We start from the raw sequence: 15,868 nt of genomic DNA, 5'->3' as shown, positions 1-15,868 counted from the left end.
TATTAAGCACTTTTGCGGGAGTTGATTTGCCCTTGAATCACGGCTTTTAAATTCCCCTTCACATAATGGAAGAACACTTTAAGCGGAGAAAGTTTCGGATTTGGCTGTTTACCCTGCGCAATGGTCTTAAATTGAGCGGCATACCAAATAATTTCCATAATGGCCATTTTATCCACCATTGGAATACCTGTTTTAATCTTATCCACCGCATAACGAACATCTTGCCCAACCAATAAGCGTTCGGTCAAATCGGTTTCTACCGCAAATGGACGTGCAATCCCAATAAAATCACAGGCACCACTGTCGAGCGCAGCATTCATACCTTGCGCTGTACGGAAGCCACCTGTCACCATCAAGTGACAACTGACTTGTTGTCTAATTTTTTCAGCAAAGTCGAGGAAATAAGCTTCACGTGCGATGGTACTGGCTTTACGTTTATCTTCTTTTGCACCTGCCATAGCAGGGGCTTCATAGGTGCCGCCCGAAATTTCAATCAAGTCAATGCCCGCTGCGTCAATCGCTTTAAACACAGTAATGACATCTTCTTCAGTGATGCCGCCGCGTTGGAAATCAGCAGAATTCAGTTTAACCGAAATAATAAAGTTATCTGATGTCGCTGCCCGAACGGCTTGGTAAATTTCTAGCAAAAAGCGCATACGATTTTCAATGCTACCGCCCCATTGATCTTGACGTTTGTTGGTCAATGGCGAGAGAAACTGGCTAATCAGATAACCATGCGCACCATGCAGTTGCACACCTTCAAATCCTGCTTTTTCACAAATCTGCGCTGCACGGGCAAAACGTTGAATAATGTCTAAAATTTCATCTTCACGCAGTTCACGTGGTGTACCAAAAGTGGTGGCAAGCATTGGACTAAAAGGCACTGCCGAAGGTGCTACGGTTTCTTTATTTAAACCTTTCGGGCATTGTCGCCCTGGATGGGATAGCTGAACCAACTGCACCATGCCATATTGCTTACCCAAAGCTGCCCATTGACTCAGCTCAGCCATGTCACGTTCAGATTCTACAACAACAACACCGGGCTCATTCTTGGCACGAAAATCCACCATCACATTCCCCGTAATGGCACAGCCCAAGCCCCCTTTTGCCCAAGCTTCGTATAAACCTAAATGTAATCGATTCGGTTGTCCCGCATGGTTGGCTAAAGCCTCACTCATTGCGCCTTTAATAATACGGTTTTTAAAGGTTGTATTTCGAATTTGCAAAGGTGCTGCAATATGACTCATGTGAACTTCCTCATTTTTATTTAGATGTTTTACTCTAATCGGTTTGTTACTGAGGTCAAGTTATTTCTGACAATTTATTTTGTCAACTTTGTCAGTTGAATGATATTGACTGGCTTGAATCAGTTGCTGGGTATACAGGTGTAAGGGATGAGCAAACAGTGCTTCCGTGGTCTGCATTTCAATCACCTGCGACGCGCGTAGTACCAAAACTTTTTGACTGATCGCACGGACTACATGTAGGTCATGACTAATCAATAAATAACTTAGTTGATACTGCTGCTGTAAACGGCGCAATAGCTGCACAATTGCCCGTTGTGTCGTACGGTCTAAAGAAGATGTCGGCTCATCTAAGATCATCAACTGTGGTTTTAACACCAACGCTCGCGCCAAAGCCACCCGCTGACGCTGACCACCTGATAGTTCATGAGGATAACGGTGTTTGAAACTATCATCCAACTCAACATCCAATAGAGCCTGACTCACTTTCACTTCAATATGATTTTCATGTTGATAACCGAGCGTCAACCCTTCAGCAATAATCTGTTGCACGGTTAAACGTGGGTTTAAACTACTAAAAGGATCTTGAAAAACAATCTGGAAATTGGCACGAAGCGGACGTAATTGTTTTTGATTCAGGGCATTTAAATTCTGCTGCTGAAACTGGATCTGTCCTTGACTCTGAACCAAACGCACAATAGCCAAGGCCAAAGAGCTTTTACCCGATCCACTTTCCCCCACAATACCAATACATTCCCCTTGCATTAACGTTAGATGAGGAATTTTGACCGCAATCTGCTGCCCCTTCACACGATTCAGCCAACCCTGTTTAATTGCATACTGTACCAATAACTGTTCTAGTTGCAGGACTGTTGGAGTCACAGAAGGTGCGAGTGCTTCCCCAAAATCATGGTTCATTAATTCACTAGTATAGGATGTTGCAGGATGCTGAAAGACCTGCTCGGTAGCACCCTGTTGCTCGACACGCCCTTGATTCATCACAATCACATCATCCGCATATTGGCGAACCAAATTCAAATCATGACTAATCAGAATCAGTGACATCTTGCGCTGTTGTTGCAGTGTCTTAATTAAATCTAGAATTTGTATTTGCAGGGTCACATCCAAAGCGGTTGTCGGTTCATCTGCAATTAAAATTTCAGGGTCTAACGCTAAAGCGGCAGCAATCATCACACGCTGCCGCTGACCGCCCGAAAGCTGATGAGGATAACGCTTTAAAAGGGCTTCTGTTTGAGTTAATCCAACATCATTTAATAACTGTATCACCCGCTGACGGACAACTTGTTTAGATAAGCCTTGTAGAATTAAGGCTTCCCCAACAATTTTTTCAACCTGATGTAATGGATTCAATGCTGCCATTGGGTCTTGGAAAATTAGGGCAATTTTATGACCACGAATAGACTGTAATTGCTGGGCAGAAAGTTGGAGTAAATCAATTTCAGCATAATTTACTCTGCCTGATCTGAGCAAACTTGAGGGCAATAAACCTAATAGCGCTAAACAACTGATTGTTTTACCCGAACCACTCTCCCCCACCAGAGCCAATGTTTTACCCCGATGCAGTTGAAAGGATAAATTGTCCAGTAATGTCGTTTGTTCATGTTGAATATGCAATTTCTGGACATCTAAAATCACGCCTGCAGCATGGTTATTGTCGTGGATCGAATGCATCTCGTGCAGCCTCCCCAATATAAATCAAAAGTGACAAAACAATTGCCAGCGTGAAGAAACCTGATAAAGCCAACCACGGTGCATTTAAATTATTTTTACCCTGTAACAAGAGTTCCCCCAAGGAAGCCGTATCAGCAGGTAATCCAAGCCCCAAAAAGTCCAAAGCAGCTAAAGCAGTAATATTGGCAGTTAACATAAAAGGGAGCTGTGACAAACTGGAGCTGATGACATTCGGTAAAATATGCCGAACTATAATACGTGTATCAGAAACCCCTAGCGCACGCGCAGCTCGAACATAATCGAAATTTCGAGCACGTAAAAACTCCGTCCGAACTAAATTCACCAACGTGGTCCAACCAAAGAACAACATGATCAAAAATAGCCAATACACACTCGGTGTAAAAATACTGACTAAAATCATGACCATGAACAGCATAGGTAAGCCGCCCCACACCTCTAAGAGTCGCTGACCAATTAAGTCGACCCAACCACCATAATAGCCTTGTATTGCACCCACAAAAATACCAATCACCGCTGAAAATAGCGTTACAGCAAAACCAAACAATAGTGAAACGCGTAAGGCATATAAAATTCTGGCAAGCACATCTCGGCCTTGATCATCCGTTCCTAACCAATTTTGCGCGGTCGGTTCAGACGGAACAGGGACAGCTAAATCTAAATTTGGCGTTTGTGCTGCGTACCGAATCAAGGGCCATACAGCCCAGCCCTGATCATCAATCAATTGCTGTACTACAGGATCTTTATAATCAGCTTCTGTTTCAAATACCCCGCCAAATGTGGTTTCGGGATAGCTCTTAAATACAGGAAAATAGAACGACTGCTGATATTTGACCAATAAAGGTTTTTCATTGGCGATTAAATTTGCAGCTAAGGACACCACAAAAATCAGGCTAAATAAAATTAAGCAAAAAAAACCCAAACGGTTTTGTCGAAAACGTTGTAGACGTGTTTGAATCATGGGAGACATTAGTGTTTCCCTCGCGATTCAAAATCAATTCGTGGGTCAACCCATTGATAGAGCACATCACAAATTAAACGCAGAATTAAGCCCAATAAGGTGAAAATAAATAATGTCCCGAAGATGACAGGATAATCGCGCTGAATAATGGCTTCAAATCCTAACAACCCTAAGCCATCAAGGTTAAATACAATCTCGATAAATAAATTGCCGACAAAGAAAATACTGACCAATGCCTCGGGTAAACCCGCCATAATCACCAATACAGCATTCCGAAATATATGCCCATACTGAATACGAGATTCACTCAAGCCTTTAGCACGAGCTGCCCAAACATAAGGTTTGTTTAGTTCTTCCAAAAAAGAATATTTGGTTAAATAAGCCAAACTGGCAAAGCCTCCCAAAACCATCGCTAACAATGGCAGGCTTAAATGCCAGAAATAGTCTTGAATTTTGCCCGGAAAACTCAATTGCTGAAAATTATCCGAGACTAAACCTTGTAACGGGAACCATTGAAAATAGCTACCACCAGCAAAGAATACAATCAACAAAATAGCAAAAACAAAAGCAGGAACAGCATAGCCAACGGCTAAAATAAGAGACGTGGTTTTATCAAAGCATAAACCATGTTGCTTGGCTTTTTTAATCCCCAAGGGAATCGCAATAAAATAAATCAGCAAACTGCTCCACAATCCAAGTGAAACAGAGACGGGCATTTTTTCCCAAATTAATTGTGTCACTGGTTTATCTTTAAAAAAACTCACGCCAAAATTAAAGCTCAAGTAGTTTTTAGCCATCACGGCAAAACGTATATACGCAGGCTGATCAAAACCATACTGGGCTTCAATCTGATGAATCATTTCTTCGCTGAGTCCCTTCGCACCTTGATAATTACTGTTTTCTGTAGAGATACCTGCTTTTGCAGCTTGCAAACGCTGAAAAGACTCTGCTTGCTGAATGGCACTCTCTACGGGGCCACCAGGAGCAATTTGAATCACAGCAAAATTAATGCATAAAATAAAAAATAAGGTCGGAATAATCAGGAATAACCTTTTTAGAATATACGTACCCAATTGCTTATCCTTATCTTCTGTATAATTTGCCTTCCCGATCTGGTTACATCTTTCAAAACGGGCATATTTCTCGCCTTACTTACCGAGAAATTGACTGACTTTTTTGGTTTGCACAGGGTCACTCCACCAATAGTCTAAGCCTAAAGATAATTTTGGCTTCACTTTAGGTTGGTGATACATATTCCAATAGGCATACCAATTGTCATTTTTACCATAGGTTAGGATTTGATAGTAACCTGCCCGCAACAAGCGATCCAAAACTCGAGTGCGCAGAATTAATTGTTGCCGATTCGGTGCTTGAATCACCTGTTGTACCGCAGCATCAATGGCAGCATTTTGAATGCCTGCATAATTATAGTTACCCAACTCGCGCGCTGCACTGCTACTCCACATTTGTGCTTGCTCGCTACCAGGTGAAAGCGATTGTGGCATTTCCAAAGTGGTCACATCAAATTCGTAACGACGCATCCGTTCCATATATTGCGAGACGTCAACCTGACGCAGTTTCACATTGATACCTAATTTTTTTAGGTTTCGAACCCACGGCATAATCGTACGCTGTGCACCTTCTTGATAAAGCAACACTTCAAACTGGATCGCCCGTCCATTTTTACCATACAACTGCCCTTGTCGATATTGGTAACCCGCCTTCAGCAAAATAGCGCGTGCTTGGAGTAAATTCGGGCGATTGAATCCACCTGCATCCGATTTGGGATACTGCCAATTGGAGAGTACACCTTGTCGTTGCACAGGATGTAACTTGGGTAAATAAGGTTGTAATAATTTTAACTCAGCAGCACTCGGTTGTCCCGTTGCTGCCAATTCGCTGTTCTGAAAATGGCTTTGCAAACGCTGATATTGTCCATAGAACAATGCTTTATTCAACCATTCAAAATCGTAGGCATAACTCAATGCCTGACGAAAATAAATATCATTAAATGGATCTTTCCGCGTATTCAAGACCAGACTCTGATTGACCACGGGTCGGGCTAAACGATGACTATATCGCTTGACCAATCCTGCTTTTACAGCAGGAAATTGATAGCCCGTGACCCATGTCTTGGTTTTCTTTTCTTCATGTAAAGTGTACTGCCCCGACTTAAAACCTTCAAAGGCAATATCATTATTACGGTAATAGACATATTTCAGCCGATCGAAATTATAACGACCACGATTGACCATTAAATCTTTTGCCCAATAATTTGGATTGCGTTTATAGGTAATACTGCGCCCTGCATCAATGCGTTCAATTAAATAAGGACCAGAACCCAAAATCGGCTGTAGCGTAATTCGGGTGAAATCCTTATTTTTCCAATCTAATTTGGAATAAATGGGTAAACTCGCCACAATCAGTGGCATTTCCTTATTTTTGCTCGACTTAAAAATAAATTTAACTTGTGATTTGGACAAGACTTCTGTTTTCGCCAAATTCGACAAATACATCTGTAAGCCCAAGTTGGCTTTGGTTTGATACGCATCAAAACTGAATTTAACATCCTCTGCTGTCACAGGCGTTCGATTGCTAAAACGTGCCCGAGGATTCAAATGAAAAATAATAAATTGTGGATTTACGGGGTCAAACGTGACTTGATCTGCCAATAACGGATACATCACCCCAGATTCATCTAAGGAATTATCCATCAACGTATCGAATAAATAATTGACACCTTCTGTTGCACTACCTTTGCCATTCATACTGTTGAGATTATCAAAAGTACCTGTTGCTGCAGTGCTGATATATCCGCCTTTTGGGGCCTGAGGGTTAGCATAAGGCATTGCCCTCAGTTTGCTATATTGGGGCTGACTATGTACAGCAATATACGGCGTAGTCTGCAAAGCCGACCACACCTGCTGCGTCACCATACTACTGCTTAAACATAGCAATAGTATGGCAACTTTTTGGCTCGTTAAACGAACATCTGACATCTTAGATTAACGAATTAAAGATTCGGAACTTTAATCACATCACCAATTTTTAATTGCGCCGATGGCTTCAAATCATTCATTTCAGCCAAAGCACTCGCCTCAACACCATAACGTGCAGCCAAGCGAATCAGATTATCACCTGATTTCACTTTATATTCTTTCACCATTTTAGGAATTAGAATGGTTTGACCAACCTGTAAACCAGTACGCGAACTCATATCATTTAGACTTGCCAATTCAGCAACTGAAATACCCGTACGACTCGCAATTGAATTTAATGATTCACCCGATTTTACTGTATATTTTTCAGTATCTTTACTGCTTGCACTGCTCTTTTTCACAGTTGCATCAGCTTTGGTCGTGGTCTTACTCGGCAAATCACCTTCAATTTTTAAACGTTGTCCAACACGAACCGAAGCATTGGTTGACAAGTCATTTAGCGCTGCCAAATAACTTAACTGCAAGTGATATTTCTTGGCTATGCTGCTTAAGGTCTCACCCGATTTCACCACATGAAGGTCTTTTGTAGTAACCGAACTCTCAGCTGGCTGTTCAATCTCAGGAACTTCCCCTGTGAGTTTTAATCGCTGTCCAACACGAACATTGGCATTACGACTCAAGCCATTTAAGGTCGCTAAATTGGCTTGGTTTAAATTGTATTTACTGGCAATAGCGGACAAACTATCTCCTGACTGCACCACATAACTTTCTGGCACAGTAGAACCTGCTGGTACTTTAATAGTTTGTCCAACATAAACACCACTGTTGGTTGAAATCTTATTCAATTCAGCCAAATCACTGAGCGAAATTTTCGACTGAGATGCAATGCTGTATAAAGTATCGCCACGCTGAACTTTATAGGTTTCGGTTTTAATGTGAGTATCCACATTTGGACTGTCTACTTTAGCCACGACATTTTTTGCCGATGTCGTTGCATCCTGATTTACGGTATTGATCGGAACATTGATTTTTTGTCCAACCATTAAATTGCTACCTGCATTTAAGCCAGGTGTCAATTCTGCCAACTCTTGATTAGACAAAGCATAACGGTCAGCAATCAGTTTTAAATACTCACCACGTTTCACTACGTAAGATTTAGTTTTAATAGTGCTCTTTGTCGTCGTTTTTTCAGTCGACTTTTTCGCTGTGGTTAATCCACTGTCTTTTAATGACAATTTCTGCCCCACAAACAGACCACTGGTCACGGTCAAATCATTATAGTCAGCCAACTGCTTCACAGATAAACCGAACTGGTTTGCGACGCTGGTCAAATTATCATTGGCCTGCACCACATAACTGTCTGGTTTGCTATTCGCGCTATTAGAAGTGCGATCTTGTGCAACAGGTTTAGCATCGTATAAATAAATACTGGTGCCCACATATAACATCGCATTTGGATCAATCTGATTCCATTTGGCAACGTCACGCCAGTTCACCCCGTTTTTCAATGCAATCGTTGCTAAGGTATCACCTGGCAGAACTGTATAAGTGGTACGTTTACCTTTAGGTGGTACTACGACCACTTCAGATGCTGTTTTCACATAGTTCTTGTCTTTATTCAGTTGAGCTTCTTCAGAATCTAACTTGGTATTGTCTGTTACTGATTTTGGATAAGCAAAACCTTTGGTTAACTCTTTACCTTGTTGCTCTGCTACAGATTGACTGGTCTGAATTGCGGTCAGTTTAATCTTGCCATCATAAGGATCGACAATTTCTGTTCCTTGCGGTGCAATCTGTTTGATCTCTGCAACCACTTGTTCTTGTTCAGCTTTGGTTGCTACAGGTTGCAACACCTGATCGACGGTTTTACGGACATCCTCAGCTTGAACTGCCGCCATAATTTGCTCACGTTCTGCGGCAGAAATTGGCGGTTCAACACTTACAGGCTTCACATCTTTGGCTGGTGTGACTGCAACAGGAATACGTGGTGCGCTCGGAACAACAGTACTCGAAGCGAAAGCAGCCAATGCATCGGCACCACGTGGTGTAGTCGATAAAGGGCGACCTGTGTTCGTTGTCACTGAAGTGCTGGTCTTAGTATCTGTAGTCTTCGGGTTATTACTTGCAACCAAAGCAGGTGGAGTCGCTTTACTTGGTGTGATCACCGTTGCAGTCGAACTATTGGTCATTGGTGCAGCACTCGCCCATAGACCACCTGAACTTGATTGCAATTTAGATAACTTGGCATCAATCGACGGACTAATATCAGCAGGGATCAAAATACGCATTGGGCTGCTCGTATCAATCTGATCACCACGATGACCTGGATTGAGCGCATACAGTTCCGCCCGACTTAAACCTGTAACCGCAGCAATATCATTTAAGTTCGCTGGCCCTACACTAATTTCTCTAAAGTGTGGTCGGTTAGCAATCGGTGGTAATGTCACACCATAAGCATTCGGATTTTTAACAATTTGCGCGACTGCCAAGAAACGCGGCACATAGTTCATGGTTTCTTGCGGTAAACGTAAAGACCAATAATCAGTAGGTAAACCAGCCTCACGGTTACGGTTAATTGCCTGTTGAATACGACCTGGACCTGCATTATACGCTGCCAAAGCCAATTCCCAAGAACCAAACTGGTTATATAGACTACCTAAGAATTCATAAGCTGCACGGGTAGATTCAACTACATCACGACGACCATCATACATACCCGACTGTTTGAGTCCGTAAATACGTCCCGTACTTGGAATAAACTGCCAAAGTCCTGCTGCTGCTGCACTACTGGTTGCAGCAGGGTCATAAGAACTTTCAATAATTGGTAATAGTGCGAGTTCAGTCGGTAAGCCACGACGCTCGGCTTCTTTTACAGTATGGTAAAGATAACGTGAGGCACGCGCACTTAAACGCTCAATATAAGGCTGTCGAGAGACGAACCAACTACGCTGGGCTTCAATACGTGAATCCCAGTGGTTAAGATCCATTTTAAAACCAACAGTCATGCGCTTCCACACATCACCATGTTTTAAAATAAGTAAACGATCCCCTTCTACGGCACGCATATCGGTTGCAGATAAAAGATCTTCCAAAGAATCTAAACTATTTGCATCTAAATAATTTGAGCCAACCTGTTTTGATGCGGCAGCCTTGGTCGCACTTTGGCTCGATGCACAACCTGTGGTTAATCCTAATGCAGCGAGTGCAGAGCCCAATATAGTAATCTTAAATAATGTCGGAACCGAGGGCTGCCACAAGAACGTGGTTGGTTTATACATAAAAAAATCCAAACAACTCGTATAAAATTTATTTTTTAGCACTGCCATTGTAGTGGAGCATGACAGAGACTCAAGGCAATAATTTAGCGCGATTCCATGATAAATGTTACAAGAAATTAAAAATTAACCATGTAATACACTTCCAAAGCACAAATGCGTTATACAATATAAAATTGAATTTGCTTCTGTTAACTTTCTTTGCTGGCTGGATGACCCTTTATGTCTGAAACAATTACGCTCTATGTCGATGGCGCTTGTCGTGGAAATGGTAAGGATGGCGCACTCGGAGGTTGGGGAGCATATATCGTTACAGCAACCGAAGAACGCAAGATTTTTGGTGGAGAAACACAGACCACCAACAACCGCATGGAATTGACCGCGGCAATTGAAGGCGTACTCGCTTGTCCAAAATCAGCCAAGTTAATTATCTGGACTGACTCCAACTATGTTAAACAAGGCATAACTGAATGGATTCATGGTTGGAAAAAGAAAAACTGGAAAGATGTCAAAAATCCAGATTTATGGCAAAAACTCGATAGCGTTTGCCAAGGTCGTGACATCGAATGGAACTGGATTAAAGGTCATGCAGGTCATCCAGGCAATGAAATGGCGGATCAACTGGCGAATTTAGGCGCTGACCAAGCAGCTAAAACACAAGTCGTAGTGACAGCAAGTCCAACGGAAGATAAAAAAAAAGCTGAGTCCGACTGGTTATTTGACGACCCTTTCGGACTAGATTTCGCAGTTGAAGAAACCGAATTGGCTGAACCTGAAATCATTGAAGAAATCACGGAGACCATAATTCATGTGGAAGCTCCTCTAGTGGCTCAGACTTCTACAACAGCGACAACGACCAGTTCTCATCCACATATTGTAATTACCCCTGCAACTGTCGAAGCCTTTGGTCCACGTCAATTAATTCTAGATACAGAAACCACAGGTTTTTACTTTCAGGACAGTGATCGCATTATTGAAGTTGGCGCAATTGAGATGATCAATCGCAAACTCACGGGCAGTTCCATTCATATTTATATCAATCCTGAGAAGGAAGTCGGGGACTCCGTCAATGTCCACGGCATTACCGATGATTTTTTAAAAGATAAGCCCAAATATGCAGAAATTGCAGATGTCTTGTTTGACTACTTAAAAGGCGCCGAGATTATTGCGCATAACGCGACCTTCGATATGAACTTCTTAAATATGGAGTTTAAGCGTACAGGTCATGGGGCACTTTCCGAAGTCTGTGAAGTCACAGATACTTTAGCGATGGCAAAAAGCAAACATCCTGGGCAAAAGAACTCTTTGGATGCTTTAGTGCGGCGCTACGAAATCGCACAACGTGATCGTACTTTCCATGGCGCATTGCTCGATGCTGAAATTTTAGCAGACGTCTATTTGGCAATGACGGGTGGGCAAGTGTCGTTTGATATCGATGCGCTATCACAAAGTGAACAACAGCAAGGTACAAGTGGGCGACGCCAAATTGACGAAACAGGCTTAGCCGTTATTCTGCCCTCTGCCGAAGAATTGGCCGCACATGAGACTTGGGTCAAACAAATTGAGGAAAAACAGGGCAAATCTTGCTTTTTTTCAAAATAATTTCTAGAGATTCTGTTATTTTTTGTATTTAAACTTTGGGGACATCAGTTATAGTTGAATACAAGAAATAACGCTCTAACTCAGCCACACATAAACAGATAATACATTAGGAAAGGTGCAGATAAATGTCTTACCAAACCTCTATTCATTTTGATCCTACAGCCTTACTGATAATAAAAAATGAGGTTGATAACTCGATCAAGTTAGTTGAATCTGCGGTCAGCACCTTAGCAGAGGATCATACTCTACCATTTGGTATTGATGATGCGCTGAATCAATTTGAACAATGTGCACAGGTTCTGGTCTTAATTGATATGCCAAACTTAGGGCAAATTGCTCAATACGCTGCGGAACTCATGCGTAAAATCATGGCACATCCTGAAAATATCAATACGCAAGATGTGATCGCGCTCAGTGAAGGCACCACCATGCTAAAACGCTACATTGAGTTTATCTGCCTGCGTGAAGTTAAAATTCCTCAATTTCTACTCGATACTTTAAACCGCTTAGAATTGGCTTTAGGCAAACCTCTTACCCATGAAGGTCAACATCTTGAATCACTGTTGAACCATATTGAACCTACATTGCAGTTGGCTCATGTTCCAACACTCGAAAAGTCAGAATATGTACACCGCTTATATAAACTTGCATTGAACAAATTGCTCCAGCAGCAAGAAACCGAACTTGATTTGCAAGCAATTCGAATTGTGGGCACTTATTTAGCAGGTTTAGCCAACCAATTACCAAGTCAACAATATTGGGGACTGGTTCATGTAGCATTTAATCAAATTGATAATCTGCTATTCACAGATGCACGTTTACGCAGTTTGATTGATATTGAACGTAATATTGCAGCATTTCTCCAAGCGCCAGAAAACTTCAATGCCAGCCTGAAAGATTTATCGAATATTCTCAGTTTATGTATTAGCCAAGAAGATGAGATATCTCAAAACATCCGTGAGCAGTTAAATATTGGAGAAGATGCCTTAACTGATACGCAACTCCAAGTGTTTAGTCGTCATCTTTATGGTCCAGACTTCAATACCATGCATAACATTAGTGAACTTGTGACCGCTGAAATGGCACAAATTCGCAATGAGATTGAATATAACTACCAAACCATGTCGCCTGAGAAAACACAAGAATTACAGACGAAAATCAAAGAATTGGCAAATATATTCAAAGTCTTGAATTTGAATGAAGCATATCAAGACTTATCACGTCAGGTTGAAATATTGAATCAAAGTGATGTATTAAAAGACGAAAACTTTGCTCAGCAATTAATGAAAAGTATTTTATCTGCCATGAATTCAATTGGGGTATTAGAACGTCACCATACTTCAAATCGCTTACAACATCGTGTGAACAACTTGAATGTTTCTCTAGATCGCCTAGATGAAGCTCATGATGCTTTACTCAATGAAACTAAAATATTGGTTGATCACGCTGCTGCTGCATTAATTCAGTATCTTCAAGATCAATTCTTAGGTGCATTAGGCAACCTGTCTACACAGCTCAGTGAAATTAGCGGTGCTTTACTCTTCCTTAATGCCAGTGAAGGTCAGCAAGCATTAAAAAATGCTGCGCAATTTGTTCAACAAAAAATTGAAGCATCAAGCAGTATTTCTGAACAAGAAATCAACTATATTTTAGATACTCTCGCGAGTGCAGAAATGATGATTGATAATTTAAAGAATAAACAGCCTGTATTACATTCGATGTTTGATGTAGCATTAAGCAGCAGTCAGAAACTTAATGCCGAAGTAGTTGCCTAATGTCTGAATTATCACTTGCCTATATTTTTCATCAACAACAACTTCTGGTTGATGAACATCTACAACTGCCAAAAGTTGAACGCTTGGCAAGTGATTTACACTTACATACGGGCAATACTGTTATTGCCCGTGATCTACAAACTAATGAAAGCATCCCAAATGGTTTACAATTGGTTCCGATTCGACAACTGTTGACTCAATGGACCACTAAAGAGTTTGAACAGGCCAGTCGTGCCATGCAGCTATTAGAATGGCGTCGCAACCATAAATTCTGTAGCCATTGTGGACATGAAACTCAGGTTCATGCGAATGAATATGCGATGGTCTGCCCTGCATGCCATTATCATCAATATCCACGGGTACAACCTTGTGTTATTACGGTAATCACACGCGGAAAAGATGAAATTCTTTTAGCTAAAAATGCCAAGAATACCAACAATATGTATGGTTTGATTGCAGGCTTTGTCGAAGTTGGTGAAACGCTAGAAGATGCGGTACGTCGTGAAACTGAAGAAGAAGTCGGCTTAAAACTCAAAAATATTCAATATTTAGCAAGTCAACCTTGGCCCTTCCCAAGTAATTTAATGATTGCCTTCCGTGCTGAATATGCTGCGGGTGATATTCAATTACAAGAAGAAGAAATCAGTGATGCCCAATTTTTCAAATTTGACCAACTTCCTCAAATTCCATTCAAAGGAAGTATCGCACACGCCATGATTATGCATGTGACTCAAGGTCACCCTGTTGCCGATGACACACATCTATGGCTTTAAGGCCTCCTCAATAGAAACCAAAATTTGTTCTTTAGTTTCAAAATAACGACTGAATAAACTCGATACTGATCCCATCACCGTAATATGTCCTGTGCGTGGAATTACAATCATTTTGCTGTGATTGCCTTTTTCTTTCAGTACTCGGTCAAAATCTTCCGTATTGTTGTGTCCCACAATCTGGTCATTTTCAGCCATGAGCAAATAATGCTTAATGCTATTCGATGCCACAAAGTAATAAGGCATAACTTGCTGAAAAGGGACGCTTTGATCGAACGCCTCGGCACATAACGGATCTCCCTTATAATCAAAATGATATGGGCCTGCCACCCCGATGATGGCACGAATTTGTGCGCGACATTGCAATTCATACTGCTGCGGATGGTAAACCGCAGACATCACATTAAATGCACCTGCAGAATGTCCCATAAGTACAACATTGTCGGTACGAATAGCCAATTTTTGCTGATGCAGACTCAAAAAGTTGAGTGCAAGGGTTAAATCGTCTACATAGCTCGGGAAAATGTACTGTGGCGCAAGATGATAGTTGATTACTGCAACGTCATAACCTTCACGGGCAAAAGCTTCACCCACAAAGCGATATGAACTTTTATCGCCATGTGTCCAAGCACCACCATGCACAAAAATAATTAAAGGTTGATTTAACTGTGGTTTATGCGTTTTGAATAAATCGAGACGATGCCGTGCCTTTAAACCATACGCAATATTTTCATGCAGTGTATATCCCTCACGCGGTGTGAGTTGATTTAATGCATAACTACCAACATCGTAGATGCGAAAGTCTCGAATAAAGTCTTTCGCATTACCCATGGTGTCATTTAACTGTTTAATCCAATATTCGGATTTATTGAACATTCGTCGGTTCTACCTGATCTGGGTCAATAGCTACAGGCGTTTGAACTTCAGGCTGCGCATTGCTTGCGACTGGGCTTACAAAACTAGAATTTATCGATTTCTGTCCTTGATCGACATTATCAACCAATGTCACAATTTTGGTTACATTACCCACTTGCTGTAACACGTTGTTCAAATCATTGATTTCAGCATTATTCAAACGCCCCATCACGTACAACACACCATCTTCTGTATGTACACGAACTTTACTGTCGGCAACCACAGGGGCTTTCATAATCAAGCCACGGGTATTTGCTGTGGCGGACGCGTCCTGCATGATGGTGTTATATCCAATTTTATCACCCACGGTAATAAAATTATGCACATTTTTTACATCACTCATCGCACGGACATTGTCTTCAGCCAATTGTTTTAAATGTTGGTCTGGAACTTGTCCTGTCAAAAGCACATTGCCATAAAAACTTTCAATATTGACACGCGACTGTTTAAAACGAGAGTCTAATTTGTATAAATTAATATTCGCTGTACGTTCAATTGAGGAATCAATAAATACCTGACCCAATGAGCGTACCCCACTTTCAGTTCCAACTGGTGCAGTCCCTGTACCACCTGAAATAAAACTCGCACAGCCTGATAAACTTAGACCTGCGACACAAAGCACTGTCATTGCAATACGATTCAACACTCAGCAAGACTCCTCACTTATTTCATTCATT

General features: G+C 41.5%; 11 protein-coding genes. 3 read left to right on the top strand and 8 right to left on the bottom strand.

The annotated features are described in order from the left end of the window. Positions 1–2: 2 nt before the first annotated feature. From C3F34_RS11790 to C3F34_RS11765, 6 genes are all read right to left on the bottom strand, one after another. The gene (locus tag C3F34_RS11790; protein WP_044738430.1) at positions 3–1,247 is read right to left on the bottom strand and encodes an NADH:flavin oxidoreductase/NADH oxidase family protein; all 1,245 of its coding nucleotides are present in this window, start codon (positions 1,245–1,247) and stop codon (positions 3–5) included. 60 nt (positions 1,248–1,307) lie between these two features. Beyond that, positions 1,308–2,936, bottom strand: a complete 1,629-nt coding sequence (locus C3F34_RS11785) for a dipeptide ABC transporter ATP-binding protein (RefSeq protein WP_104441672.1) — start codon at positions 2,934–2,936, stop codon at positions 1,308–1,310. Continuing rightward, positions 2,914–3,924 carry an ABC transporter permease gene (locus C3F34_RS11780; RefSeq protein WP_044738428.1) on the bottom strand — a complete coding sequence of 337 codons (1,011 nt, stop codon included), beginning with the start codon at positions 3,922–3,924 and terminating at the stop codon, positions 2,914–2,916. Before C3F34_RS11780 ends, C3F34_RS11785 begins: the two co-directional genes overlap by 23 nt. Beyond that, positions 3,924–4,988 carry a microcin C ABC transporter permease YejB gene (locus tag C3F34_RS11775; protein ID WP_104441671.1) on the bottom strand — a complete coding sequence of 355 codons (1,065 nt, stop codon included), beginning with the start codon at positions 4,986–4,988 and terminating at the stop codon, positions 3,924–3,926. Before C3F34_RS11775 ends, C3F34_RS11780 begins: the two co-directional genes overlap by 1 nt. A gap of 75 nt (positions 4,989–5,063) precedes the next feature. Continuing rightward, positions 5,064–6,851, bottom strand: coding sequence for an extracellular solute-binding protein (locus tag C3F34_RS11770; RefSeq protein ID WP_228155365.1), 1,788 nt, complete (start codon positions 6,849–6,851; stop codon positions 5,064–5,066). Between the two features lie 77 nt (positions 6,852–6,928). After that, positions 6,929–10,132, bottom strand: a complete 3,204-nt coding sequence (locus C3F34_RS11765) for a LysM peptidoglycan-binding domain-containing protein (protein ID WP_104441669.1) — start codon at positions 10,130–10,132, stop codon at positions 6,929–6,931. A 219-nt stretch (positions 10,133–10,351) separates the two neighbouring features. Here C3F34_RS11765 and dnaQ point away from each other — a divergent pair, with 219 nt between their 5' ends. The 3 genes from dnaQ to nudC all read left to right on the top strand — a co-directional run bounded on the left by dnaQ (position 10,352) and on the right by nudC (position 14,279). After that, the gene (dnaQ, locus tag C3F34_RS11760; RefSeq protein WP_104441668.1) at positions 10,352–11,731 is read left to right on the top strand and encodes a DNA polymerase III subunit epsilon; all 1,380 of its coding nucleotides are present in this window, start codon (positions 10,352–10,354) and stop codon (positions 11,729–11,731) included. 125 nt (positions 11,732–11,856) lie between these two features. Next, positions 11,857–13,506: a chemotaxis protein gene (locus tag C3F34_RS11755; RefSeq protein WP_104441667.1), complete on the top strand. Its 1,650-nt coding sequence runs from the start codon at positions 11,857–11,859 to the stop codon at positions 13,504–13,506. Next, positions 13,506–14,279 carry an NAD(+) diphosphatase gene (gene nudC / locus C3F34_RS11750; RefSeq protein WP_104441666.1) on the top strand — a complete coding sequence of 258 codons (774 nt, stop codon included), beginning with the start codon at positions 13,506–13,508 and terminating at the stop codon, positions 14,277–14,279. The genes C3F34_RS11755 and nudC overlap by 1 nt, the downstream gene beginning before the upstream one ends. On the opposite strand, the gene C3F34_RS11745 is transcribed toward nudC, so the two are convergent. After that, positions 14,268–15,152 (bottom strand): alpha/beta hydrolase, encoded by an 885-nt coding sequence (locus tag C3F34_RS11745; RefSeq protein ID WP_044738422.1) that lies wholly within the window; start codon positions 15,150–15,152, stop codon positions 14,268–14,270. The genes nudC and C3F34_RS11745 overlap by 12 nt on opposite strands. Then, complete coding sequence (locus C3F34_RS11740) at positions 15,142–15,837, bottom strand: BON domain-containing protein (protein ID WP_016166999.1); 696 nt, start codon at positions 15,835–15,837, stop codon at positions 15,142–15,144. Before C3F34_RS11740 ends, C3F34_RS11745 begins: the two co-directional genes overlap by 11 nt. Positions 15,838–15,868 lie beyond the last annotated feature (31 nt).

The sequence above is a fragment of the Acinetobacter sp. ACNIH2 genome (genome assembly GCF_002934965.1).
GTDB lineage: Bacteria > Pseudomonadota > Gammaproteobacteria > Pseudomonadales > Moraxellaceae > Acinetobacter > Acinetobacter tandoii.
Note: the sequence above shows the minus strand (reverse complement) of the source record. Positions and strands in the feature narration are given on the sequence as shown.

Coding starts and splice junctions, on each gene's coding strand:
- C3F34_RS11790 (WP_044738430.1), bottom strand. CDS start 1,247: ATGAGTCATATTGCAGCACCTTTGCAAATTCGAAATACAACCTTTAAA.
- C3F34_RS11785 (WP_104441672.1), bottom strand. CDS start 2,936: ATGCATTCGATCCACGACAATAACCATGCTGCAGGCGTGATTTTAGAT.
- C3F34_RS11780 (WP_044738428.1), bottom strand. CDS start 3,924: ATGTCTCCCATGATTCAAACACGTCTACAACGTTTTCGACAAAACCGT.
- C3F34_RS11770 (WP_228155365.1), bottom strand. CDS start 6,851: ATGGTGACGCAGCAGGTGTGGTCGGCTTTGCAGACTACGCCGTATATT.
- C3F34_RS11765 (WP_104441669.1), bottom strand. CDS start 10,132: ATGTATAAACCAACCACGTTCTTGTGGCAGCCCTCGGTTCCGACATTA.
- dnaQ (WP_104441668.1), top strand. CDS start 10,352: ATGTCTGAAACAATTACGCTCTATGTCGATGGCGCTTGTCGTGGAAAT.
- C3F34_RS11755 (WP_104441667.1), top strand. CDS start 11,857: ATGTCTTACCAAACCTCTATTCATTTTGATCCTACAGCCTTACTGATA.
- nudC (WP_104441666.1), top strand. CDS start 13,506: ATGTCTGAATTATCACTTGCCTATATTTTTCATCAACAACAACTTCTG.
- C3F34_RS11745 (WP_044738422.1), bottom strand. CDS start 15,152: ATGTTCAATAAATCCGAATATTGGATTAAACAGTTAAATGACACCATG.